This window comes from Ferrovibrio sp. MS7 (genome assembly GCF_038404985.1).
Classification (GTDB): Bacteria; Pseudomonadota; Alphaproteobacteria; order Ferrovibrionales; family Ferrovibrionaceae; genus Ferrovibrio; species Ferrovibrio plantarum.
In genome coordinates, this window is record NZ_JBBKBA010000002.1 from 971958 (window position 1) to 996122 (window position 24165).

Sequence of the window (24165 nt, forward strand, 5' to 3'; positions counted from 1 at the left end):
TCGGCGGGAAAGACCATGGCTCACTTACCCCCGGTGAGCCTTTCCACCACTGCCCAGGCGATCTCGGCAATCGGCTTGGCGCGCTTGCCGGATTCGATCGCATGCTGGCTGGCGGCGGTGCCGTCCTTCACCCGTCCCATGATCCCCTGCAGAATGCCGGCAATGCGGAACATGTTGTAGGCCATGTAGAATTCGAGATGCGGAATGCCATCCCGACCGGTGCGCTGGCAGTAGCGGCGGCAGTATTCGGCTTCATCCGGAATACCCAGCGCGGCGAAATCGACACCCTGGATGCCACGGAACACATCCGGCGCCAGGCGCCAGCTCATCAGGTGATAGGTGAAGTCACCGAGCGGATGGCCCAGCGTGGAAAGTTCCCAATCCAGCACCGCCACGACGCGCGGTTCGGTGGGATGGAAGATCATGTTGTCCATGCGGTAGTCGCCATGGACCACGGAAACTTCGTCGCCCGGCGGGATATTCGCCGGCAGCCACTCGATCAGCTTCTCCATCGCCGGGATATGCTCGGTCTCGGAGGCTTTGTACTGCTTGCTCCAGCGCGCGATCTGGCGCGCGAAATAATCGCCGGCCTTGCCGAAATCACTTAAGCCCACGGCATTGTAGTCGACGCTGTGCAACGCCGCGATGGTGCGGTTCATGGCATCGAAGATCTGGCCGCGCTCATCGCGGTTCAGTTCCGGCAGGCGCTGGTCCCAAAAGATGCGGCCCTCGACGCAATCCATGACATAGAAGGCGGTGCCGATGACGCTGTCGTCCTCGCACAAGGCATAGGCCTTGGCCACCGGCACATCGGTCTGGCCCAGCGCCTTGATCACGCGGTATTCGCGGTCCACCGCATGGGCGGATGGCAGCAGCTTGCCCGGCGGCTTGCGGCGCAGCACGTATTTGCGCTCCGGCGTCACCAGCTTGAAGGTCGGGTTCGACTGCCCGCCCTTGAACTGCTGCACTTCCAGGGGGCCCTTGTAGCCTTCGACATTCGCCTTCAGCCATACCTCAAGCTGGCCGACATCGAAACGATGCCGATCCTGCACAGGCATGGTGCCAACGAAACGATCCTGCTCACTCATTCAACATTCCCCCCTCGAGGCTGCGGCTACGATAGCCAAGGCAGCGGCAGGGGCGCAACCATCTAGCCGCCGCCATGACGACGGGTACGATAGTCAGGAAAGCGGCAAGTCAGGAAAGCGGCAGAAAATTGTATGTTTGCGCTTGAAACCCGGGGAGGTTCAGGCTTTCTCGCGGGCAATGGCACGCCAGCCGATATCGCTGCGGCAAAAACCATCGGCCCAGCGCACATGTTTCACCGCCGCATAGGCGCGTGCCTGTGCCTCCGCCACGCTCTTGCCCAGGCCGCAGATGCCGAGCACGCGGCCGCCATCGGCGATCACTGCGCCACCCGCGCCGGGCTTGGTGCCGGCATGGAACACCTGCGCATCGGGTTCCGCCGCCGCTGCCTCCAGGCCCTCGATCACGCCGCCCTTCGCCGGCTCGCCGGGATAGCCCTTGCCAGCCATCACGACACAGAGCGCGGCTTCATCGCGCCAGCGCAGATCGAAGTCCTTGAGCTGGCCCTCGCGCGCCGCGATCAGTGCCGGCAGCAGATCGGATTTCAGCCGCAGCATCAGCGTCTGGCATTCCGGGTCGCCGAAACGCACATTGTATTCCAGCAGCTTGGGGCCGGCAGCGGTGAGCATCAGGCCGGCGAACAGCACGCCTTTGAATGGCATGCCTTCCGCCTGCATCGCCGCCACGGTGGGATTGACGATGCTGTCCATCACCACGCGCTGCAAGGCCGGCGTCAGCGCCGGGGCCGGCGAATAGGCGCCCATGCCACCGGTATTCGGCCCCGTGTCGCCATCGCCGACACGCTTGTGGTCCTGCGCCGAGGCCAGCGGCAATGCCGTCTGGCCATCCACCAGGGCGAAGAAGCTGACCTCCTCGCCATCAAGGAATTCCTCGATCACCACCTCGGCGCCGGGCACAGCGAACAGGCTCTCCAGCGGCTCCAGCGCTTCTTCCAGCGTCATCGCCACGGTCACGCCCTTGCCGGCGGCCAGGCCATCGGCCTTCACCACGATCGGCGCGCCATGCTTGCGGATATAGGCTTCCGCCGGGGCGCGCTCCTTGAAGCGGCCGTAATGCGCCGTCGGGATCCCGTACTTGGCGCAGATATCCTTCATGAAGCCCTTGGAACCTTCGAGCTGGGCCGCGGCGGCATTGGGGCCGAAGCAGGCGAAGCCGGCGGCTTCCAGCTTGTCGACCAGGCCGGCGACCAGCGGCACTTCCGGGCCGACCACCACGAAGTCGATATGCTCGTCGCGGCAGAGCTGCAGCATGCCGTCGAGATCGCTCACCCCTACGGGGCGGATTTTCGCCACCTGCGCGATGCCGGCATTGCCCGGCGCGCAGACCAGCTTGTTCACCAGCGGAGAGGCGCTGAGCGCCCAGCACAGGGCGTGCTCGCGGCCGCCCGAACCCACCACCAGCAGATTCATCTTGATTCACCTGTTGTTCGGCAACTATCGGAAAGGCGGCAATCTTTGTATCATGGCCGGCATATTGGCAAGGCTTGCAGCATGAGCGATTCGCCGGAAACCAGCCGTGGCCCAGACGGACGGGGCAATGTGCCGGAATTCACCGTTACCGAACTATCCCTGAAGCTGAAACGCAGCATCGAGGAGAGTTTCGGCTGGGTGCGGGTGCGCGGCGAGATTTCCGGCTTCAAGCGTGCCGCCTCCGGCCATCTCTATTTCGCCCTCAAGGATGCCGACTCGCTGCTCGATGCCGTGTGCTGGAAAGGCCAGGCGGCGCGGCTGGGCGTGAAGCCCGAGGATGGCATGGAGGTGGTCTGCTCCGGCAAGCTGACCTCCTATCCCGGCCGCTCGAAATACCAGATGGTGGTCGAGCGCATGGAGTTGGCCGGGCTTGGTGCCCTGATGGCCCTGCTGGAGCAGCGCAAGCAGAAGCTGGCCGCCGAGGGACTGTTCGCCGCCGAACGCAAACGCCCCCTGCCCTACCTGCCGCGCGTCATCGGTGTCGTCACCTCGCCCACCGGCGCGGTGATCCGCGACATCCTGCACCGCCTGGCCGACCGCTTCCCGACCCGCGTGCTGGTCTGGCCGGTGCTGGTGCAGGGCGAAGGCGCCGCCGACCAGGTGACCCGCGCCATCCAGGGCTTCAACGCTCTGGCGCCGAACGGACCAGTGCCGCGCCCGGACCTGCTGATCGTGGCGCGCGGCGGTGGCAGCCTGGAAGACCTGATGGCCTTCAACGAGGAAAGCGTGGTGCGCGCGGCAGCCGCCAGCGCCATCCCGCTGATCTCGGCGGTGGGCCACGAGACCGACACGACGCTGATCGACTATGCCTCCGACCGCCGCGCCCCGACGCCGACGGCTGCCGCCGAGATGGCGGTGCCGGTGCGGCTCGACCTGCTGCAGACCCTGGCTGGACTGGACGAACGCCTGCGCCGCTCGGTGGCGCGCATGGCCAGCGACAAGCGGCGGCAGCTTGATCTGCTGCGCCGGGGCCTGCGCGATCCGCGCGAGCAACTGGCGCAGTTGCAGCAGCGTTTCGACGACCTGGCCGAACGACTGCGCCATGCGCTCCGCACCGGCGTGGAAGCCAAGCGCGCCCGCATGGAGGTGCAGTTCGCGAAACTGCAGCCGAAGCAGTTACTGCGCGAGACCCGCGACTACCGCCGCCAGCTAGACGAACGCACGCAGCGCCTGCGCCGTGCCACGCAGCAGCGCACCGAACTGGCCGCCCGCGCGCTGCAGCAGCAGTCGAAACTGCTTGAATCCTTGAGCTATCGCAACGTGCTGGCGCGCGGCTATGCCGTGATCCTGGATGAACAGGGCCGCGCCATACAGGGGGTAGCGGCGCTCGACCCTGGCGTCAGTGTAAGCATCGAATTGCGCGATGGCAGCCGCAAGGCGATCATCGAGGGCGAAGCAGCAAAGTCCACATCGCGCAAACCCGCACGCAGTGGCGCGCCGACCAAGCAGGAGGAGCTGTTCTGATGGACATGCCATTCAATCCGCGCGATGGCGAGGCCAAGCTGCGCTATGGCGATGCCGGCTTCCAGGTGCTTGTGCCGGGGCGTTATGTAATTTGTGCTGTCACCGGTATGCGCATCGATATCGAGCGGCTGAAATACTGGAGCGCCGAGCGCCAGGAAGCCTATGTCAATGCCAATGCCGCCTTGCAGGGCATGCGCGGCCAGCGGGTCGACTGAGCATGTGGCGTCTGCTGACGGTGTTGCTGCTGCTCGCCACGCCGGCTTGGGCACAAGGTAGCAATCAAGCCCAAACCAATCAGGCCCCTGGCGGCATCGAGTGGCGGGGCGATTTCAGCCAGGGCGGCTTGGTGCAGGGCCGCGCGGCAGCAGGCCTCAAGCTGAAACTCGGCGACCGTGACGTGCCGCTGGGGCCGAATGGCGAATTTGTGTTCGGCTTCGGTCGCGATGAACCGGCGGAAGCGAATTTGAGTATCCGCGCCGCCGATGGCCGCGAGACCAAGCTCACGCTAAGCATCGCCAAGCGGCAATACGACATCCAGCGCATTGATGGCCTGCCGCCGGCGCAGGTGACGCCGCCGCCGGAACTGCTCGAACGCATCAAGCGCGAGAATGCCAAGATCGCCGCCGCACGCCAGATCAATTCGCCGCGCCTGGATTTTCTCGCCGGCTGGGTATGGCCGGCGGATGGCCCGGTGAGCGGCGTCTATGGCAGCCAGCGGATTCTGAACGGCGAGCCGCGGCAGCCGCATTTCGGCCTGGATATCGCGGCGCCCACGGGTACGCCGGTGCGCGCCTCCACCGGCGGCGTGGTCACCTTCGCCGACAAGGATGTGTATTACACCGGCGGCACCGTGATCATCGACCATGGCCACGGCATCAACGGCGCCTACTCGCATCTCTCACGGATCGACGTGAAGGTCGGCCAGCAAGTGAAACAGGGCGAGCAGATCGGCGCGGTGGGTGCCACCGGCCGCGCCACGGGACCGCATCTCGACTGGCGCGTGAACTGGTTCGATGTCCGCCTTGATCCGCAACGGCTGCTGCCGCCGCGTTAGGCTCACCGCCCGCCGGCAACGTCGAGAATGGCGCCGGTGACGTAGGAGGACTTGTCCTCCATCAGCCAGAGGATCGCTTCCGCCACTTCTTCCGCCGAACCGGAGCGGCCGAGCGGCACCGTGGGGCCAAGCCGCGCCGCGCGGTCAGGCTCGCCGGCCGAAGCATGAATATCGGTTTCAATGATGCCGGGACGAACGGCGTTGACGCGGATGCCTTCCGGCCCGAGTTCCTTCGCCAGCCCGAGCGTCATGGTATCGATGGCGCCTTTCGAGGTGGCGTAATCGACGAATAGGTTCGGCGAGCCGATCCGCGCCGCAGCCGAGGAGAGATTGACGATCACGCCGCCCTTGCCGCCCCGGCTTTTCGCCATGCGGCGTGCCGCCTCACGCGCGCAGAGTACCGAGCCGAGCACATTGGTATCGAACACGCGGCGCAGACGCTCCAGGCTCATATCGACCAGATCGGCAGTGGGCGCCACCACACCGGCATTGTTCACCAGACCATCAATGCGGCCGAAAGCCTTCTCAGTGGCCTCGAACATGGCGATGACATCAGGCTCTGACGCCACATCGCCCTTCACCGCGATGGCCTTGCCGCCGGCCGCTTTCGCCGCCGCCACGGTTTCATGCGCTGCCTTGGCGTTGCTGGCGTAATTGACGCCGATGGCCCAGCCACGCTTCGCCGCCAGCATCACCACGGCACGTCCGATGCCTCTGCTGCCGCCAGTGACGAGAATGGTCTTGCTCATGGTCGTTGTTCCTACCAGGCCAGTTCGGCGCCATCGTAATTGAAGAACTTGCCGCTATCGGCCAGCGTGGCGCGGGCAATGACACTGGTCAGCCCGGCGACGCTCTCCTGCACCGAGATATCTGCGCCGGAGCCGCCCATGTCGGTGCGCACCCAGCCGGGATGCGCCACGATGGCGGTGATGCCCTGCGGCTTGAGGTCCAGCGCCAGCGCATGCATCGCCGCATTCACGCCGGCTTTCGACGAGCGATAGACATAGGAGCCACCGCCGCTCAAGCCGATGGAACCCATGCGGCTGGAAATGGTGAGGATCTTGGCGCCATCGGCGAGCTTGAGATTGGGCAGCAGGCTCAGCGCCACTTTCATCGGCGCGGCGATATTGGTCGCCAGCACGCGGCGGTAGGTATCGAAATTGCCGATGCTGAGCGACGCATCGCGGTCGCCATAGATGCCAGCATTGTTGATCAGCAGCTCGATGGCATGGCCCTTCAGCTTGGCCGCCACCGCATCCACCGCCGCGTCGTCGGTGACATCCAGGCGTTCGATGCTGACATTGCCGCCGGCGCTGAGCGAGGATAGTGCCGTGGCGGTATCCGGCGCGCGCACGCCGGCAATGACCTGCCAGCCCAGGCCGGCATAATGCTTGGCGAATTCCAGGCCGATGCCACGGCTGGCGCCGGTGATGAACACGGTGGGCATGGGGCGTTTCCGTTCCTTTAGCTCTCGCTGGGGCTGCCTTGGGCCAGCTTCTTATACAATGGATAGAGCAGGCCGGGCAGCATGTACATCGGCAGCTGGCCCATGGCGAAGAACACCACCATGTCGAATTCCGCCTTGTCTGCCAGGGCCACCATCACCAGGCCCATGTTGCAATTGCCGGTAAGCAGCGCCAGCGTCGCCGAGGCAGGCGGCCTGAGGCGAAAGACCAGCCGGGCGACGCCGTAGCCCAGGGCCTGCAGCGACAGGTTAGCGATGAAGGCGGCCAGCGTGGTGAGCGCGACATAGCCCGGGCTCTGCAGCATCTTGTCGGTGACGCCGGCCATGATCGCCACCGCGAACAGCACCAGCACCAGCACCGATGTGCCATCCAGCAGCCGTGCGTTTTCGATACGCCAGGCTGGCGAGGTGAAGCGGCGCAGCACCAGGGCGGCGATGAAGGCACTGCCGACCAGCAACGCGAGCCGGGCCATGAATTCCGGCAGCGACATTTCCACCTGGATGCCGAGCAGGATGAAGGCGAGCGGCGGCAGGGTGAGCGGCACCAATGCGGTCGAGAGTACGATGACGATGACGGCGAGTGCCGCATCAAGGCCGAGGATGAAGGAGATTGCGGCGGCGGAGACGATTGGCGGCGCCGCCGCCATCAGCACGATGGCGGCATTCAGCGGCGCCGGCAGGCCGAAGGGCTTCAGCGCGAACAGCATCAGCACCGGGCAGAGCAGCAGCAGGAAAACCAGGATCGCCAGGATCAGCAGCGGCCGGCGGCCATAGGCCGTGAAGGCCTGCCAGTCGAGCCGCATCAGCGCCAGGGTGAGCGGAATCAGCAGCAGCGGCACGAAAAGCGGCCGCATCAGATCGGCCAGCCAGGGCAGAGCCAGGCCAACCAGCACGCCGCCGAACATGAAGCGGGTGGCGTGGCGGCCAATGAAATCCAGCGCGGAACTCAGCATGGCCGCGTTTCACGTGAAACAAGAAGCGAACATATTCCCGGAAGAGGCATATAAGCCTTTGGTTTTTATTGTGAGGACGGCGAGACAGGCCGGCAGATCATTCGCCTACGGCCAATCCTGAGCATAACGCAGCGCCGATTCCGGGCAATCCCCGGCTTGGGAAGGACACAACAAAGGGCTTGACTTAAACACTTCCACATTTCAACATCTATTTAAATGAAGGATCATCTCCACATACCCCCCACCGGCACTGCCAAGGCCCACTCTACCGGTATCCATACCACCGGGGTCCAGGCTCCCGGGCTTCATGCTCCTGGCGCCGACACGCCGCCCGGCTTCGACGCCGCCATGGCGGCCGAGGTGGCGCAGCTTGCCGATATCTTCCACCTGCTCGGCGATCCCTCGCGGCTGCGGCTGCTGCTGGCCTGCCTGTCACGCGCCTGGCCGGCCACCGAGCTTGCAACCTATTGCGGCCTGTCGCCCCAGGCTGCCAGCCACCACCTGCGGCTTTTAAAAGCCGCCCGACTGGTGCGCGCCGAGCGTGACGGCCGCTCCATCCGCTACACCGCCGCCGACGACCATGTGCGCCACATGCTGCGCGACATGATCGAGCACATGGCGGAAGAAAGAGAGACGCCATGAGCGCACAGCACACTCATGAACATGGGCACGGGCACGGCCACGATCATGTCCATGACCATGCGGGGCATGACCATAATCACGATCACACCCACGGCGCCTTCTGCGACCACAACCACGGCGAAGGCGCACCACGCCGTGCACTGATCATCGCGCTGGCACTGAATGCCGGTATGTTCGTGGTGGAAATCGGCGCCGGCTTCGCCGCCGGCTCGACCTCGCTGCTTGCCGACTCGCTCGACTTCCTCGGCGACGCGGCGAATTACGGCCTGAGCCTTGCCGTGCTGTCGCTGACGCTGACCTGGCGCGCCCGCGCCGCTTTGGTGAAGGCAGCATCCATGGGCCTGTTCGGCCTCTGGATTCTTGGCACCGTGGTGTGGCACCTGCTGCAGGGCACCAGACCGGAGCCGGCCACCATGGGCGCGATCGGCGTGCTGGCCTTGCTCGCCAACCTCGCCACCGCCTGGGTGCTTTATGCCCACCGCAATGGTGACAGCAACATGCAGGCGGTGTGGCTCTGCACCCGCAACGACGCGCTGGGCAACCTGGCGGTGCTGGGCGCGGCCGGCGGCGTGTGGCTGACCGGCGGCGCCAACTGGCCCGACCTGCTGGTGGCGACCTTCATGGCCGGTCTGGCTTTGCATGCCTCCTGGCGCGTGCTTTGGCTGGCCAGGGCCGAACTCAGAACTGAAAACCTGTGAGTACCGTCACACAGCCTTGACCACGGCGCCGTTGCCGGCGGCCCGGAGACGTGGCAGTCTGAAGTTATGAGCAGCATCTCTTCCGTTGGCTCCTCCGGGAGCTACACCCCGGCTTCCGCCACCACCGGCCTCACCGCCGGCACCACGCCCAGCGCCGCCCAGGCCCAGGCTGTGGCGAATCTGGCGCAGATTTCCGCCGCTCTCAGCCAGTCGCTTGGCGCGCTCGCCAGCGGCGTTGGCGGCTCCGTCGATATTTCGGCGTAAATTCAAAGAAAACCCCTTTGCAACCCGGCGGGGCGTGGCTATATAGGCGCACGTCCGGGCCCCTCTGGTCGCTGCGCGGGAGCAGCGGTGATGTCGGACGCTAGGAATCCGACCTAGGGCCCCTATTCTCCCGCCGGGACTCTCCCCATGGATCTTTCGATCTTTATGCAACCCGCGGCTCTGCTGAGCCTCGGCGGCCTCATCGCGCTTGAACTGGTGCTGGCGGTCGACAACCTGATCTTCATCACCATCGTCACCAGCCGCCTGCCCGAGGCGCAGCAGCCCAGTGCGCGGCGCTGGGGTTTGACCCTGGCGGTCGTCACTCGCCTGATGCTGCTGTTCTCGGCGGCCTGGATCATCACCCTGACCGAGCCCTGGTTCAGCGTGTTCGGCGAGGAAATCTCCGGCCGCGACCTGATCCTGATCGGCGGCGGCCTGTTCCTGATCTGGAAGGCGACGATGGAGATTCACGAGCGCGTGACGCCGTCGCATGCCGACGAACTGGACGAGCCGGGCGCCAAGCCGACGCCGAAGCGCATGCCCGCCTATTGGCCGACCATCGGCCAGATCATGATTCTGGACGTGGTGTTCTCGCTGGATAGCGTGATCACCGCCATCGGCCTGACGCGCCACCTGGAAATCATGGTGGTGGCGGTGCTGGTATCGGTGGCGATCATGATTGCCGCCGCCGAGCCGCTGGCGCGCTTTGTGAAGCGCAACCCCAATGTGGTGATGCTGGCGCTGTCGTTTCTGGTGATGATCGGCATGGCGCTGGTGGCCGAGGGCGTAGACATCCCGGTGCCGAAGGCAATCATCTATGCCGCCATGGGCTTCTCGGTGGCGGTCGAAGCGCTGAACATGCTTTCGCGCCGCGCCAAGCTGAGCCAGCCCTTCCGCGACATCCGAGAAGATGACGAGCAGGCTCAGGACAAGCCCCTGGAAAAGCCGCAGGCATAAGCCTGCAGCGATCCCGCACTAAATGCGCATGGGCAGGATGACACAGGCCTGCCCGCGCAGATGCAGACGGCGCTGCAAAGTCAGCGCCGTTTCGTTATGCAGCAGGCGGGTAAGCAGGTTCTCCTGGCGGAATAGCAGCTTCGCCGCGAAGAACACGGTGTTGGGATAACGCGCCAGCACATCACCGGAGAGCCGGTCGAGCAGTTCCACCGGGTCGGTGCCGAAATCCTGCACCACCTCCGCAGCCAGATCGTGGCGCGCACACCAGGTGATGAAGCGCTGCATGCGCTTCTGGGTCTCGGCGCGCAAAGCCTCGATCTTGGCTTCGCCGCGAAACTGCTCGGCATCGATCTCGCCGACTGTAATGAACACGATATTACGGAACTGCTTCGGGAACAGGGCCAGCGCCGCCAGCAGGGTATGCATCGCCATGCCATCGGCAGAGCCGACGAAGAAGGCGGCTGTGCGTGCCTTCGGGTCGGGCGGCGGCGACGCCACCGGCACGCTGTCACGCTGGTCAACGAACAGCGTGTCGGCTTCCTTCAATTGCGCCTTGACGCCGAGATAATGCCGCCGTGTCCAAAGCCCGGCGATGATCAGCAGGCCAGTAGCCAGCACCGTGAGCCAGGCGCCATGGAGGAACTTCTCGAACACCGTGACCAGCAGGATACCGCCGGCGACCAGCAGGCCAAGGGCTGCCTGCAGCAGCTTGAGCCCTGAACCGCGCTCATGCCAATGCAGCAACCAGTAGCGGCAAAGCCCGAACAGGCAGAGCGAGAAGGTGAGGAACACGTTCACCGAATAGAGCACCACAAGCAGATGTACCTTGCCATGGGTGACCCAGAGCGCGGCGAGCGCGGCACCGCCCATCATCAAGACGCCGTTCTGTGTCACCAGGCGGTTGGAAAGCTGGCTGAATTGGTGCGGCACCCAGCGGTCGACCGCCATGTTCGCCAGCACTGCCGGGCCGCCAAGAAAGCCGGTATTGGCGGCGACAAACAGCAGCGCGGCGGCAAATACCAGCGTGAGCGTGAGGCCGACCGCGACAATGCCGGAGCCGGCGCCGAAGGCTTCTTCCAGAATCGCATTGAAGGCCACGGCATTGAGCGTCTGGCCCGGCTGCGGCTGCACATTCCATAGCAGGTAGAGCACGATCAGGCCGGCCGCGGTGAAGGCCAATGACAGCGCCATGTAGAGCATGGTGTAGCGGCCGGTCTCGACCCGCGGCTCGCGCAGCATGTTGACATTGTTCGACACCGCTTCGATGCCCGTGTAGGTGCCGCCGCCCATGGCGAAAGCACGCAGCAGCAGGGCGGCAACACCGATCCAGCCGATCTCGCGCGTGAGGTCGCTGGTCTCGGCGATGGTATCGGGCAGCAGGGCCGGCAGCGCGCCGGCATGGGCGATGATGCCATAGACGATCAGCGCCACATGGGTGATCAGGAAGCCGAGGAACAGCGGCACCAGCAGCGCGATCGGCTCCTTCATGCCACGCAGGTTCAGCACCATCAGCAACAGCACGATGAGATATTCGGATGGCAGCTTATAGGCCTGCCAGTGCAGCGGCAGCAGGCTGAACAGCGCATCCATGCCACTGGCCGCCGAGATGGCGATGGTGAGGATATAGTCGACGATCAGGGCGCAGCCGGAAACCAGGCCGGCATAGGGGCCGATCAGTTCGGTGGCGACCTTGTAGCCGCCGCCACCAGCCGGGAACAGCGCGATCACCTGATTATAGGCGAAGGCGATGATGAACACCGTGACCGCCGTGGCGACCGCGAGATAGAGCGCCAGATGGGTATGCGTGCCGAGCGCCAGGAAGGCTTCCTCAGGACCGTAATTGGCCGAGGAGAGACCATCGGCGCCGAGGCCGACCCAGGCGAGGAAAGCAACCAAGGCCATATGGCTGCGCATGCCGGGTGCCATGGGATCAAGCGGCGCGCCCAGGAAGAAGCGTTTCAGCCCGGCGAGGCTAAAGTTTGGCATGGGGGAGGAAACTTATGTCCGGTCGTGGATGGGCGGAATCTCCACCCGTTTCCCGCGACGGTCAAGTTCGCTCCCCATAAAGAAATGATTACGCGCTTGCGCTATTGGCCGGTCAGGGTGCCGGCATTCAGGGAGCGGGGGCGGCGATATGGCGTTTCTGGGCGGCGATGCGGAACGGCGCATTGGCGGCACCATAGCCGCCATAGCCGCCGCGCTGGATGATCTCGAAGAAGAAGCCGCCGCCGACATTGGGACCATAAAGCTGGAAATACTCGCCGGCCTCGTCGCGGTCATAGAGGATGTTGCCTGCACGCAGGCGCTCGAGCAGGTCATCGTCGAGGCCGAAGCGGGCTTCGAGATCATCATAGTAATTCGGCGAGAGTTTCAGCGCCTCAAAACCATTGCGCTTAAGCGCGGCGGCAGTGGAGAAGATATCATCGGTGGCAAAGGCGACATGCTGCACGGCGGAACCGAAGCGTTCGGCGAGGAAGTGGCCGGCAAGGGTGCGGTCATTCTCGGCGCCGTTCAATGTCAGACGCAGCGTGCCGGCGACATTCTCGATCACCTGGCTGCGCACCAGGCCGGCCGGATCGACGATATCGACCGGTTGCGTCTTATGGGTGGCGAAGAGTGTTGTGTAGAACAGGATCCAGGTCAGCATTTCCTCATGCGGCATGGTTTGCGCCACATGGTCGATGCGGGTCAGCCCGGCATCCACCGGCACCGCCGTATCGGCCTCGGGGATGAATTCGATATCCCAGACGCGGGCCAGATCGCTCTTGCGGTCGAGAAAATGCAACAGCCCGCCGCCGACGCCACGGATCGCCGGGATGCTGAGTTCGCCCGGCGCCACCGGCTGTTCGAACATCGCCGCGCCGAGTTGCCGCGCGCGGCTGAGCGTGGCAGCGGCATCCTCGACATGCAGCCCGATATCGCAGACCGCCGTGCCATGCAGCAGATAGGCAGCATGGGCGAAGCCTTCCGGCTCGGTGTTGATCACCAGATTGATGCCGCCCTGGCGCCACCAGACCACATCCTTGGAACGATGCCGCCCGGCGCGGCGGAAACCGAGGCTGCGGAACAGCCGGGCCAGGGCTTCGGCTTCGGTCTCGCTTGCTGCGAACTCGATGAACTCGACGCCCTCGACGGCGATGCGGTCCGGCATCTCGGGCACGCGATAGGCGATGCCCGGTTCGCGGCGGCGCACCTGATCCATCAGCGCCACCAGCGAGCGTCGGCCGTCCTGGGCGATCTGGCGCGGCGGTGTGCCACGGAACTGGTCGTTGAAGATTTCCAGCGACAGCACGCCGTCATAGCCGGTAGCAGCGACGGCGCGCATGAAATCCAGCACCGGCAGGTCGCCCTGGCCTGGCATATTGCGGTAATGCCGGCTCCAGTAGAGCAGGTCCATGTCGATGCGCGGCGCATCGGCAAGCTGCACGATGAAGATCTTGTCCTTCGGGATGGCGCGGATCGAATTCGGATCGATACGGCGCGACAGGGTGTGGAAGGAATCGAGGATCAGGCCGATATTGGGGTGATCGGCGCGGCGCACGATCTCCCAGGCATCGCGATGGTCGTTGATATGGCGCCCCCAGGCCAGCGCTTCGTAGCCGACGCGCAGGCCGCGTTTCGCCGCGCGCTCGCCTAGCTCGCGAAAATCCGCCGCTGCGCGGTCGATGCCGCCAAGCGAGAGCGGCGAGATATTCGAGCAGACCAGCATCAGGCTGGTGCCCATTTCCTGCATCAGGTCGAATTTGCGCTCGGCGCGGTCGAAAGCCTTGCTGCGCTGCGGCTCCGGCAGACCCTCGAAATCGCGGAACGGCTGGAACAGCGTGATTTCCAGCCCGGCATCGCGCACCATGCGGCCGACCTCGCGCGCCGAACCATCCTGAGCCAGGAAATCATTCTCGAAAATCTCCACGCCCTGGAAACCGGCCGCCGCGATGGCCTGCAACTTCTCGGTCAAGGTGCCGCTGATCGACACGGTGGCGATCGAGGTTTTCATCGTCTGGCCTCCCGGACCTGAGCCGGTTATGGTTCCGGCCCACTATGAACGAACTGGTTCGTACATAAGATGGCGGCGAAGCCGGCCAGGGTCAAGGCGGGAATTTTGCGATCGCGCATGGCTAATGGAATTGTCATACCCGCGAAAGCGGGTATCCCATTATTGGCCAGGACAAGATGAATGGGATACCCGCTTTCGCGGGTATGACAATACAGGCTGTTTTCAGCTATCCCGCGCCGATTTCAGCACGTTGCGCAGCACCATCTCGACGGTGTGTTCGCGCAAGGCGGCCTGGGCCTTGCGGGAGCCGAGATCGGTGCGGAAGATTTTCGAAAATGTCGCGCGGTTCGAGACATTGAAGAAACACAGCGCGCTGATCTGCCAATGCAGGTCGATGGCGGTGAGGCCCTTGCGGAACAGGCCCTCCTTGACGCCGCGCTTGTAGACCCGCTCGACCTCGCCGATGGCGGAAACATTGAGTTCCTGGATCGCTTCGGACCGCGCCAAGTACTCCGCATGGTGGATATTCTCGATCATCACCAGGCGGATGAAATCCTCGTTGGCGCCATGGTGGTCGAAGGTGAATTCCACCAGCTTGCGCAACGCCTCGACCGGCGGCAGATGCTCCAGGTCCAGCGTCGCCTCGGTCTGCCGCACCTTGCGGTAGGCCTCTTCCAGCGCGGCGATATAGAGGCCTTCCTTGTCCTTGAAGTAATAATAGATCATGCGCTTGGACGAGCCGGTCTTGGCCGCGATCTCATCCACGCGCGCGCCGGCTAGGCCCATGCGGGCGAATTCCTCGGTGGCGACTTCCAGAATATTCAGCCGCGTCGCCTCTGGATTCGGGCTGCGCGGGGCGCCCTCCGTCCTGGCCGCCCCGGTCCCTGCCCTGGCCGTTGTCTTGCCTGTTTCCCCAGCCTTTTTGGCCGTCATGCTCCTGCCCTTTGCAGCCCGGCAACTTACCCGTTGCACGGACGAACTAGTTCGTACATAGTCCCGGCAAGCCGGAATACTGGTATCAGATACCGTGATTCCCGGCAGAGCAACAGGCCCGCGACGCCCTGGTTCCCAGGAAGCGCCGCCAGCTTGCAGGGAGGAATGACGGCGTGAATGCGCTCGACGCCAAATTGCGGCCCTCCAGGGACGGGACGCAACAAGCCGTGCTGGCCGGCCTGATCGGCCATGGCATCGGCGCCTCGCGCACGCCCTACATGCATGAGGCCGAGGGGGCCCGCCTCGGCCTGCCTTACAGCTATCACCGCATCGACCTGGCTGAGCTGCCTGCTGGCACGCAACTGGCAGACCTGCTCGACAAGGCCGAGGCCGAAGGCTATCGCGGCCTCAACATCACCCATCCGGTAAAGCAGGCGGTGATCCCGCTGCTGCACGAACTTTCGCCGGAAGCTGCCGCCATCGGTGCGGTCAACACCGTGGTATTCGAGGCCGGCCGGCGCCATGGTTACAACACCGATTGCTGGGGCTTCGCGGAAAGCTTCCGCCGTGGCCTAGCAGAGGCGCGGCGTGAATATGTGCTGTTACTCGGTGCCGGCGGTGCCGGCCTTGCGGTGGCACGCGCCCTGCTCGATCTCGGCGCCAGTCAGGTGGCGGTGTTCGACACCGATCCGGCACGCGCGGTTGCACTGGCCGAGCGTTTCGGCACCAAACAGATCGTGCCGGTGAGTGATGCGGAAATGGCCCTGCACCGTGCCGATGGCGTGGTGAATGCCACCCCCATCGGCATGGCCAGCTATCCCGGCAGCCCGATCCCGCTGGGCTGGCTCAAGCCGCGCCACTGGGTGGCCGACATCATCTATTTCCCTGCCGAAACCGCCCTGCTGCAAGCGGCGCGCGGCCTTGGCTGCACCGTGCTGCCGGGCGCCGGCATGGCGATCTTCCAGGCGGTGAAGGCGTTCGAATTGTTCAGCGGTATCGCGCCCGATGCGGAGGCGATGACGCGGCATTTCCTCGCTGCCGGCAAGGCGCAAGGCAGCCGTTAGCTTACCCGTTCAGTCGAGCTTTGCTTACCCACGAACCATAAAAACGGAGGAAACAAATGAGCATGCACACCACCCGCCGGCGCTTCCTGGCCGGCACCGCCCAAGCCACCATGCTGGCGGCAGGTCTCGCCGGCTTCCCCGCCATCGTCTCGCGCGAGGCCCAGGCCCAGGCCAAGCCGAAGTTGCGCTTCTCGGCGGTGTTCTCGGAGCAGGATATTCGCGCCGAGATGATGAAGAAATTCGCCGAGGGCGTGGCCGGCGACTTCGTGTTCGAGGGCTATTACGGCGGCAACCTGTTCAAGCAGGGTACCGAGCTGGTGGCCTTGCAGCGCGGCAACCTGGAAATGGGCAACATCGCGCCGCAGGATATTTCCAAGCAGATTCCGGCCTGGTCGATCCTCACCGCCGCCTACCTGTTCCGCGATGCCGACCATCTGGCCAAGTTCTTCGCCAGCCCGGCCGGCGCTGAAATGAAGGCGATGACCGAGGACAAGCTCGGCGTGCGCATTCTCGGCCCGACTTATTTCGGCGCGCGGCAGGTGGGCCTGAAGCCGAACAAGAAGATCAACACACCCGCTGATCTGGCCGGCATCAAGCTGCGCATGCCGCCGGGCGAGGCCTGGCAGTTCCTGGGCGAGTCGCTCGGCGCCAACCCCACCGCCATGGCCTATGCCGAGGTCTATACCGGCCTGCAGACCGGCGCCATCGATGCACAGGACAATCCGCTGCCGAATGTCGAGAACATGAAGTTCTACGAAGTGATGTCGCAGATCGTCATGACATCGCATCTGGTCGGCTTCGACCTGCTCACGGTGTCGAACAAGGTGTGGACCGGCATGAACGCGGCGCAGCAGAAGAATTTCCAGGCCGCCGCCGACTCGGCAATCGACTTCTCGACCAAGAAGCACCAGAGCCGCGAGAAGGAACTGGTGGAATTCTTCAAGAGCAAGGGCGTGCAGGTCTATGAGCCGGACCAGGCCGCCTTCCGCAAGCATGCGCAGCAGAAGTACCTGGCCTCCGATCTGGCCAAGGACTGGCCGAAGGGTATGCTGGACCGCATCAACGCGCTGTAAAGTACACTAGCGCGAGGCCCGGGCCTTCGGGGGGAGGTCCGGGCCATCTCGGTTTTCCAGTGGGGTGGACACGACATGCACAACACCATGAAACGCTGGGGCAGCTTCCTGCACCGCCGCGCCGAGAACCTGCTGGCGGCAATGCTCGGCGTCATGTTCGTGCTGTTTCTGCTGCAGATCGTGTTCCGCTACCTGCTGAACATGAAAACCGGCTGGACCAACGAGGCCAGCACCGTGCTGTGGCTGTGGCTGGTGCTGTGGGGCGCCGCCTTCGTGCTGCGTGAGGAAGAAGAAATCCGCTTCGACCTGTTTACCGGCGCCGCCGGCCCGAAGGCGCGGCGCGCCATGCTGCTGATTTCCGGCATCGGCCTGCTGCTGCTCTATGGCGCCTCGCTGCCAGCCAGCACTGATTATGTGATGTTCATGAAGGTGGAAAAGACCGCCTATCTGAAGATCCGCTTCGACTGGCTGTTCTCGATCTATGTGGTGTTCATCATCGCGGTGCTGGTGCGCTACCTCTGGCTCTGCGGCCAGGCGGTGTGGGGCCGGGCACCTGAGGCCATCGACCCGACCAAGACGGTTTCCGGCGTATGAATCTGGCCAGTCCCTTCTCGCTCTGTATCGTCACCATGACGCTGCTGGCCTTCCTCGGCCTGCCGATCGGGCATGCCATGATCGCCGGTTCGATCCTCTATCTCTGGCTTGCCGGCCTGGATATGGGCACCGCCGCCGAGCAACTGCTCAACGGCATGTATTCCAACTACATCATCCTGGCGGTGCCGCTGTTCATCCTCGCCGCCGAACTGATGAATATCGGTTCGATGACCGAGCGCCTGCTGCGCTTCTGCGATGCCATTGTCGGGCGCTTCCGTGGCGGCCTGGCGCAGGTCAATGTGCTGCAAAGCATCATCTTCGCCGGCATGTCCGGCTCGGCCATCGCCGATGCCGCCGGCACCGGCAAGATGATGCAGCAGATGATGACGGCGAATAACAAATACCGCGCCTCCTATGCCGCTGCGCTCACCGCCGTCACCGCCGTGATCGGGCCGATCATTCCGCCCTCGATCCCGATGATCCTCTATGCCCTGGTTTCCGATGCTTCCATTGGCTTCCTGTTCCTCGGCGGTTTGATTCCCGGCCTGCTGATGGCCGGTGCGCAGATGTTCATTGTCGGCGTCCAGGCACGGCGCGGCAATTTTCCGGTGGAGCCGCCGACACCCCTGCGCGAGCTGCCGCTGATCACCTGGCGCGCTTTGCCCACCATCATGATGCCGGTGGTGCTGCTCGGCGGCATCTACAGCGGCATCACCACGCCGACCGAGGCGGCGGCGGTGGCAGCAGCCTATGCCCTGATGATCTCGGTTGTGCTTTACCGCAGCGTTTCCTGGCGCGATTTATACGGCTCGGTGCTGACCAGCGCGCGCACTTCGGCTTCCATCGGCATGCTGATCGCCGGCGCCCTGGTGTTCAATTATGTCGTAACGGTGGAGAATATCCCGGACAGCATCAAGGTATTGCTCAATGCCTGGGATTTGAGTCCGACCACCTACCTGATCCTGGTCAACATCCTGCTGCTGGTGCTGGGCTGCCTGCTGGAAGGCACCACGATCCTGCTGGTGGTGGTGCCGGTGCTGATCCCCACCGCCAAGGCGCTGGGCATCGACCTGGTGCATTTCGGCGTCGTGGTGGTGGTGAATATCATGCTCGGGCTGATCACGCCGCCCTATGGCCTGCTGCTGTTCGTGATGACGCGCATCGCCGAGGTGCCGGTGCGTGACATCGTGAAGGACACAATGCCTTTCCTGTTCGCCATGATGGCCGCCCTGGCGCTGATCACCTTCGTGCCCGAAACCGTGCTGTGGCTGCCGCACCTGCTCGGCTACCAGGGCTGAGGTCTACTGCTCGCGGCGGCTGACCGCGAACCAGAAGGCACCGGCAACCAGCAGGCTGAGGCCGAAAATCACCCACAGCACCGGGCCGTAAGCGCCTGAGATTTCCCAAAGCAGAGCCGCTGCCGTCGGCCCCACGGCGGCGGCGATGCTGCCGGGCAGCGCGATGGCGCCGTTGATCGCGCCATAGCCCTGGCGCCACAGCAAATCCGGCACCGCCGTGCCGCGCACAATGGTCATGCAGCCATTGGCCAGACCATAGAGCAGGATGAAGGCGAACAGCATTATCGCGCCGCCATCGGTCGGCAGCAGCATCAGCACCGACAGCGGGAAGATCAGCACCACGATGCGCCCTATCGTCGCCACGTTCATCGGCGGCAAGGCCAGCAGGACGATGCGGCCCAGCACCTGACAGGGACCGATCACGGCGAAAATCGCCACGGCCAAGGCCTGTGGCACGCCGCGCTCGGCGACCAGCGGGAAATAGTGGAAGGTCAGCGACGCCGCCACCGTGGTAAAGGCCGTGAAGCTGACCAGCAGGGCCCAGAAAGCTGGATGGCGCAATGCACGCTGCATCGGGCCACGGCTTTGCGGTAATTCGGGCGCTGTATGCACCGGAGCAGGCGGTGCCGTACGGTCGCGCAGCCACAGGGCATGCACCGGCAGGCAGATCAGCAGGTTGCAGGCCGCCAGCGCCAGCAAGGCATCACGCCAGCCGAGCCAGTGGATGAAGAATGCCGTCAGCGGCACAAAGGCAGTGGAAGCGAGGCCGCCCAGCAGGGTGATGATGGTGATGCGGCGGCGGAAATTGTCCGGGAACAGCCTTGTGACCACGGCGAAGACCGGGTCATAGAGCGTCATCGCCTTGGTGGCGCCCAGCCCGATCCACAGCGCATAGAAAACCCAGACCTGCTCCACCTGCGACCAGATGACAAACATCAGCGACGCGACGAGCGAGCCGGCACTCATCAGCAGGCGGCCGCCATGGCGGTCGATCAGCCTGCCCACCGGATAGGCGCAGAAGCCGCCGACCAGCGAGCCGAGCGACATCGCGCCATTGAGAGTGGCACGGTTCCAGCCAAGCGCCTCCTCCATCGGCACCACGAACAGCGCGAAGCCATAGTAGATGGTGCCCCAGGAGACCAGCTGGGCGAAGGACAGCGCCATGACCAGCGGCCAGCCGTTATGGCGGAAATTTGTTGGTTCTGGGCCGGCGGACATGGCTCCCGGCAATAATCTTACTGTCTGGCAGCGTCAAGCAGCCCTTGGCGGAGGATGCGTAAATGCCTACATTATACGGGCAGATGCCAACCGGAGGCCGACCATGCTGCGCCGCCATTTCCTTTCCAACTTCGCCCTCGCCGCTACCGCCAGTGGCTTCGTCGCCATGCCGGCGCAGGCGATGTCGCTGGAACCGGCGCCCTCTCATCTGCGCCTTGGCGTACCGTCCACCGATGGCGCAGTGGACTGGAGCCTGCTGGCCGAAGCCGGCGAAACCCGCTTCCGCGATGGCGCCATGAGCCGTTTCCCCGCAGCGCTCCGCGCGCTGCACAATACCGAGGTGACGCTGACCGGCTACATGATGCCGTTCAGCAATTCCCCGGCCCATAGCGAATTCCTGCTCGGCGGCATGCAGTTCCACTGCTCCACCTGCATGATGGGCGATCTTACGCGCATCGTCGCGGTCCGTGCTGCCCAGCCGGTGGCGCTGAACAATGCGCCGCTGATGGTCCGTGGCAAGCTGAGCCTGATCGAACAGGACCAGTCGCCATTGTATTTCCGCCTCGACGGCGCCCGCGCCGCCTAAATTCTTCCAGGTTTATTCATGTCTACCGATACCGCGGCGCGCCTGCGCGCCACGCGAACCGGCGCCACGCTTATAGGTGCCTGCGCCATCCTGCTCTGGTCCTCGCTGGCGCTGCTCACCACCTTCACAGGCGCGGTGCCGCCGCTGCAGCTGACCGGCATGACCTTCAGCATCGCCGCCCTGCTGGCATTCGGCACCTGGATCGCCCGGCGCGAAAACCCGCTCGGCTATCTGCGCCTGCCGCCTGCCATCTGGGCACTGGGTATCTTCGGCCTGTTCGGCTATCACGCACTCTACTTCGTGGCACTGAAATTCGCGCCGCCGCTGGAAGCCAGCCTGATCAACTACCTCTGGCCGCTGCTGATCGTTGCCTTTTCCGCCTTGCTGCCGGGCGAGCGCCTGCGCTGGTTTCATGCCATCGGCGTGCTGCTCGGCCTCTGTGGCACCGTGGTGCTGTTTCTCGGCAAGGAGATTGCCTTCGATCCGGCGCATCTGCCGGGCTTCCTCGCCGCCTTCGCCTGCGCCTTCACCTGGTCGATCTATTCCGTGCTCTGCCGCCGCGTACCCGATGTGCCGACCGGCTCGATCGGCGGCTTCTGCGCGGTTGCCGCCCTGCTCGCCTGGGGCGGGCATGGCTTATGGGAAACCACGTTCTGGCCAGCCGATGTCACTGAATGGCTGGCGGTGCTGGCGCTCGGCCTCGGCCCTGCCGGCGGCGCCTTCTTCCTCTGGGATATCGGCATGAAGCGCGGCGATATCCGCGCGCTCGGCGCCATGGCCTATGCCACGCCGCTGCTCTCGACCTTGCTGCTGATCCTTTTCGGCAAGGGCGCCTTCACCTGGCAGGTAGCCACCGCCTGCCTGCTGATTGCCGGCGGTGCCGTGCTCGGCGCCGGGGATTTAAGGAAGAAAGCGGCCTAAGGCTCCCAGCCGGGCGGTGCCAGTTCAAAACCCTTGAAGTCGAAGCCCGGCGCCACGGTGCAGCCGACCAGGGTATAGTCGCCGCTGGATTCCGCCGCCTGCCAATGGCCTGCAGGCACCACCGCCTGCGGCCGCTGGCCGGCCAGCACATCGCCGCCAAGCAACAGCCATTTCGCCTTCTCGCCTGGCGCGGCGATGCCGAGTTTCAGCGGCGCACCGGCATAGACATGCCAGATTTCGGCGGCATCAACGCGATGCCAATGCGAGCGCTCGCCGCGTTTCAAGAGAAAATAGATCGCCGTGCCATGGCTGCGGCCATCCTTACTGGCGGCATCGCGGAAGGTTTCGGCGAAATGCCCGCCTTCGGGATGCGGCTGCAAACCCAGGGCGGCAATGATGTCGTCGGCTTCGCTCACGATACCCCCTATTACCCGGGCTGCTACTCAGGCTTGCCGATGCGGGGCGGCAGGATTTCCTCGGCCTCGGCATCAATGGCATCGCCCTGCTGTACCGTCACCTGCACACCGGGCAGAGCCTGCGGCGGCTGCTTGCTCGGGCGGATGCCAAGCTGCGCAAGCCTACGCACACGCGGCAGCAGGCGCGAATTCACCGAGCGCGTGAAGGCTTCAAGCTGTTCGGCAGCGGTGGCGAAACCCTTGGCGGATTTCTCGGCAGCACCAAGCGCCGTCACCAGGCCATCGATCAAGAGCCGCACGGCCTCGACGATCTGCTCCTGGTTCTCTGATTGCCTTCCGGCGAAAATGTTCACCCGCGCCATGCTGATGATCGCCGCCAGCGCCGAAGGCCCGGCGATGACGATATCCTTCTCTGCCGCCAGCCGCTCCAGCGTCGGATCGGCCTGGCGCAGCTTTTCCACCGCCGCATCATTGGGCAGCGCCATGGCGATGATGGTGCGGCTTAAACTGCCACCACGCCCCAGCGTCTTGTACTGATCCAGCACACCCTTGCCGTATTCCTTGCTGCTGAGGCTGCGCAGATGCTGGTTCATGCGCTGTGCGAACCGCGCGAGGGCATCCTCGGCTGCCGCTTGCGTCTCGGCTTCGGCAAGATCGAGCAGGGTTTTCGACGCTTTGGAATCGATCACCAGGGCCGCATCACCCGGCAGAAACACCACGGCATCGGGCCGTTGCGTGCCGCGTTCACCATCACCAGCAACGTGGTACTGCACGATGAAATCCACCCCGGGTTCGAGGCCAAAGGATTTCAGCAGATTCTCCAGGCCGATTTCCGCCATGCGGCCGGCGCCGCCGGGATGCGAGATGGCGCGGTGGATGGTCGCCACCGTGATCTGGGTCTGGTTCAGTTGCGCCACGCTGGCGACCTGGCCGGCACTGACCTGCTCCAACCGCTGGGTCAGGGCTTCCGTGGTCTGCTTGATCGCCGCTTCCTGCTGCTGCTTGGCGGCTTCCGCCTCGCGCTTATGCTGTTCCAGCAACTGACCGGAAAGCTGCTTGCCACTTTCGAGCGTCGCAGCCTTGGCGGCCTCGGTCATCTGCTGTTTAAGCTGCTCGAAATCCACCAGCTTTTGCCGGGCCAGGGCCGCCTCGCGCTCGGCTTCGACGCGGCGGCCGAGTTCCAGTTCCTTGGCGGCGATGGCGGCATCGCGGGCAGCCATTGCCTTCTCCACCTCGATGCCATGCAGCCGGGCCTGTTCCAGCGCAGCGGCACGGTCGGCCAATGCCTGTTCCAGCCGGGCCTGGAGCGGGCCGGCCAGATCCGGCCCCTGGCCGCGGTTGACGCGCAGGTAGAGCAGCACGATGCCGCCCAGGATGAGCACCAGCAGTGGAATCGCGAGAATCAAGGCATTATCCATGCCCTAATCCATAGCAGCGGGCTTGACGGACCGCCAGCCCGGCCCTTATTTCCCTGCCATGGCCCTGTTACCCATCCTTGTGGCACCCGACCCGGTGCTGACCCAGATTTCCACAGCCGTCGAAACCGTGGACGACGACATTCGCCGTACCCTCGACGACATGCTGGAGACCATGTATGCCGCGCCCGGCATCGGCCTGGCGGCGATCCAGGTCGGCATCCCGAAGCGCATGCTGGTGATCGACGTGTCGCGCGAGGATGAGGAAAAGCAGCCGCTTTACATCATCAACCCGGAAGTGACCTGGGTGTCGGATGACGACCAGTCCTACGAAGAGGGCTGCCTGTCGCTGCCGGAGCATTATGCCGAGGTGGTGCGCCCGGCCGAGGTGAAGATCGACTACCTGGATTACAACGGCGAAAAGCGCGAGTTGCATGCCACCGGCCTGCTCGCCATCTGCCTGCAGCATGAGATGGATCATCTCGAAGGCATCCTGTTCGTCGACCACATTTCAGCACTGAAGCGCAACATGATCCTGCGCAAGCTGGTGAAGATGAAGCGGCTCAAGGCCGACGCCTGA

At 64.5% G+C, this 24165-nt stretch carries 25 protein-coding genes; 14 read left to right on the forward strand and 11 right to left on the reverse strand.

Annotated elements, in window-relative coordinates; translation table 11 throughout:
- Nucleotides 1–20 precede the first annotated feature (20 nt).
- Together V6B08_RS17800 and purD are read right to left on the reverse strand one after the other, a co-directional pair.
- The gene (locus V6B08_RS17800; RefSeq protein ID WP_341983363.1) at nt 21–1088 is read right to left on the reverse strand and encodes a phosphotransferase family protein; all 1068 of its coding nucleotides are present in this window, start codon (nt 1086–1088) and stop codon (nt 21–23) included.
- Nucleotides 1089–1247: 159 nt separating this feature from the next.
- A complete protein-coding gene (purD, locus tag V6B08_RS17805; RefSeq protein WP_341983365.1) occupies nt 1248–2516 on the reverse strand; it encodes a phosphoribosylamine--glycine ligase in 1269 nt (422 codons plus the stop codon).
- Between the two features lie 81 nt (nt 2517–2597).
- On the opposite strand from purD, the gene xseA reads away from it, so the two are divergent.
- The 3 genes from xseA to V6B08_RS17820 are packed head-to-tail and all read left to right on the forward strand — an operon-like array spanning nt 2598 to nt 5094.
- Complete coding sequence (gene xseA, locus V6B08_RS17810; protein ID WP_341983367.1) at nt 2598–4040, forward strand: exodeoxyribonuclease VII large subunit; 1443 nt, start codon at nt 2598–2600, stop codon at nt 4038–4040.
- A complete protein-coding gene (locus V6B08_RS17815) occupies nt 4040–4255 on the forward strand; it encodes a DUF2093 domain-containing protein (protein WP_341983369.1) in 216 nt (71 codons plus the stop codon). Before xseA ends, V6B08_RS17815 begins: the two co-directional genes overlap by 1 nt.
- Nucleotides 4256–4257: 2 nt before the next feature.
- The gene (locus tag V6B08_RS17820) at nt 4258–5094 is read left to right on the forward strand and encodes a M23 family metallopeptidase (RefSeq protein ID WP_341983371.1); all 837 of its coding nucleotides are present in this window, start codon (nt 4258–4260) and stop codon (nt 5092–5094) included.
- A 2-nt stretch (nt 5095–5096) separates the two neighbouring features.
- Here V6B08_RS17820 and V6B08_RS17825 read toward each other — a convergent pair whose 3' ends face one another.
- The 3 genes from V6B08_RS17825 to V6B08_RS17835 are packed head-to-tail and all read right to left on the reverse strand — an operon-like array spanning nt 5097 to nt 7512.
- A complete protein-coding gene (locus tag V6B08_RS17825; RefSeq protein ID WP_341983374.1) occupies nt 5097–5843 on the reverse strand; it encodes an SDR family oxidoreductase in 747 nt (248 codons plus the stop codon).
- Nucleotides 5844–5854: 11 nt separating this feature from the next.
- Entirely contained in the window at nt 5855–6541 is a 687-nt protein-coding gene (locus tag V6B08_RS17830) for an SDR family oxidoreductase (RefSeq protein WP_341983375.1), read from the reverse strand.
- Nucleotides 6542–6558: 17 nt separating this feature from the next.
- Entirely contained in the window at nt 6559–7512 is a 954-nt protein-coding gene (locus V6B08_RS17835) for a hypothetical protein (RefSeq protein WP_341983377.1), read from the reverse strand.
- Between the two features lie 216 nt (nt 7513–7728).
- Here V6B08_RS17835 and V6B08_RS17840 point away from each other — a divergent pair, with 216 nt between their 5' ends.
- The 4 genes from V6B08_RS17840 to V6B08_RS17855 all read left to right on the forward strand — a co-directional run bounded on the left by V6B08_RS17840 (nt 7729) and on the right by V6B08_RS17855 (nt 10073).
- Nucleotides 7729–8154 carry an ArsR/SmtB family transcription factor gene (locus V6B08_RS17840; protein ID WP_341983379.1) on the forward strand — a complete coding sequence of 142 codons (426 nt, stop codon included), beginning with the start codon at nt 7729–7731 and terminating at the stop codon, nt 8152–8154.
- Complete coding sequence (locus V6B08_RS17845; RefSeq protein WP_341983381.1) at nt 8151–8852, forward strand: cation efflux transmembrane domain-containing protein; 702 nt, start codon at nt 8151–8153, stop codon at nt 8850–8852. The genes V6B08_RS17840 and V6B08_RS17845 overlap by 4 nt, the downstream gene beginning before the upstream one ends.
- A 66-nt stretch (nt 8853–8918) precedes the next feature.
- Nucleotides 8919–9116, forward strand: coding sequence for a hypothetical protein (locus tag V6B08_RS17850; protein ID WP_341983383.1), 198 nt, complete (start codon nt 8919–8921; stop codon nt 9114–9116).
- A 165-nt stretch (nt 9117–9281) separates the two neighbouring features.
- Nucleotides 9282–10073 (forward strand): TerC family protein, encoded by a 792-nt coding sequence (locus V6B08_RS17855; RefSeq protein WP_341983385.1) that lies wholly within the window; start codon nt 9282–9284, stop codon nt 10071–10073.
- Nucleotides 10074–10091: 18 nt separating this feature from the next.
- Here V6B08_RS17855 and V6B08_RS17860 read toward each other — a convergent pair whose 3' ends face one another.
- From V6B08_RS17860 to V6B08_RS17870, 3 genes are all read right to left on the reverse strand, one after another.
- Nucleotides 10092–12059 (reverse strand): APC family permease, encoded by a 1968-nt coding sequence (locus V6B08_RS17860; RefSeq protein ID WP_341983387.1) that lies wholly within the window; start codon nt 12057–12059, stop codon nt 10092–10094.
- A gap of 127 nt (nt 12060–12186) precedes the next feature.
- Entirely contained in the window at nt 12187–14067 is a 1881-nt protein-coding gene (locus V6B08_RS17865) for a bifunctional sugar phosphate isomerase/epimerase/4-hydroxyphenylpyruvate dioxygenase family protein (RefSeq protein WP_341983389.1), read from the reverse strand.
- A 222-nt stretch (nt 14068–14289) separates the two neighbouring features.
- Nucleotides 14290–15000, reverse strand: a complete 711-nt coding sequence (locus V6B08_RS17870) for a TetR/AcrR family transcriptional regulator (RefSeq protein WP_341983391.1) — start codon at nt 14998–15000, stop codon at nt 14290–14292.
- A 173-nt stretch (nt 15001–15173) separates the two neighbouring features.
- Here V6B08_RS17870 and V6B08_RS17875 point away from each other — a divergent pair, with 173 nt between their 5' ends.
- The 4 genes from V6B08_RS17875 (at nt 15174) to V6B08_RS17890 (ending at nt 19029) form a co-directional block, all read left to right on the forward strand.
- Nucleotides 15174–16064: a shikimate dehydrogenase gene (locus tag V6B08_RS17875; RefSeq protein ID WP_341983393.1), complete on the forward strand. Its 891-nt coding sequence runs from the start codon at nt 15174–15176 to the stop codon at nt 16062–16064.
- 56 nt (nt 16065–16120) lie between these two features.
- On the forward strand, nt 16121–17137 hold the full coding sequence (gene dctP, locus V6B08_RS17880) for a TRAP transporter substrate-binding protein DctP (protein ID WP_341983395.1): 1017 nt from the start codon (nt 16121–16123) through the stop codon (nt 17135–17137).
- Nucleotides 17138–17212: 75 nt separating this feature from the next.
- Nucleotides 17213–17731: a TRAP transporter small permease gene (locus tag V6B08_RS17885; protein WP_341983397.1), complete on the forward strand. Its 519-nt coding sequence runs from the start codon at nt 17213–17215 to the stop codon at nt 17729–17731.
- A complete protein-coding gene (locus V6B08_RS17890; protein WP_341983399.1) occupies nt 17728–19029 on the forward strand; it encodes a TRAP transporter large permease in 1302 nt (433 codons plus the stop codon). Before V6B08_RS17885 ends, V6B08_RS17890 begins: the two co-directional genes overlap by 4 nt.
- A 3-nt stretch (nt 19030–19032) precedes the next feature.
- On the opposite strand, the gene V6B08_RS17895 is transcribed toward V6B08_RS17890, so the two are convergent.
- Complete coding sequence (locus V6B08_RS17895; protein ID WP_341983401.1) at nt 19033–20247, reverse strand: MFS transporter; 1215 nt, start codon at nt 20245–20247, stop codon at nt 19033–19035.
- 103 nt (nt 20248–20350) lie between these two features.
- Here V6B08_RS17895 and V6B08_RS17900 point away from each other — a divergent pair, with 103 nt between their 5' ends.
- Nucleotides 20351–20833: a hypothetical protein gene (locus V6B08_RS17900; protein ID WP_341983403.1), complete on the forward strand. Its 483-nt coding sequence runs from the start codon at nt 20351–20353 to the stop codon at nt 20831–20833.
- Between the two features lie 18 nt (nt 20834–20851).
- Entirely contained in the window at nt 20852–21754 is a 903-nt protein-coding gene (gene yddG / locus V6B08_RS17905) for an aromatic amino acid exporter YddG (RefSeq protein ID WP_341983405.1), read from the forward strand.
- Here the strand turns inward: yddG and V6B08_RS17910 are convergent.
- Together V6B08_RS17910 and V6B08_RS17915 are read right to left on the reverse strand one after the other, a co-directional pair.
- Nucleotides 21751–22170: a cupin domain-containing protein gene (locus V6B08_RS17910; protein WP_341983407.1), complete on the reverse strand. Its 420-nt coding sequence runs from the start codon at nt 22168–22170 to the stop codon at nt 21751–21753. The genes yddG and V6B08_RS17910 overlap by 4 nt on opposite strands.
- Before the next feature lie 23 nt (nt 22171–22193).
- A complete protein-coding gene (locus V6B08_RS17915) occupies nt 22194–23588 on the reverse strand; it encodes a DNA recombination protein RmuC (RefSeq protein WP_341983409.1) in 1395 nt (464 codons plus the stop codon).
- A gap of 58 nt (nt 23589–23646) precedes the next feature.
- On the opposite strand from V6B08_RS17915, the gene def reads away from it, so the two are divergent.
- Nucleotides 23647–24165, forward strand: a complete 519-nt coding sequence (gene def / locus V6B08_RS17920; protein ID WP_341983411.1) for a peptide deformylase — start codon at nt 23647–23649, stop codon at nt 24163–24165.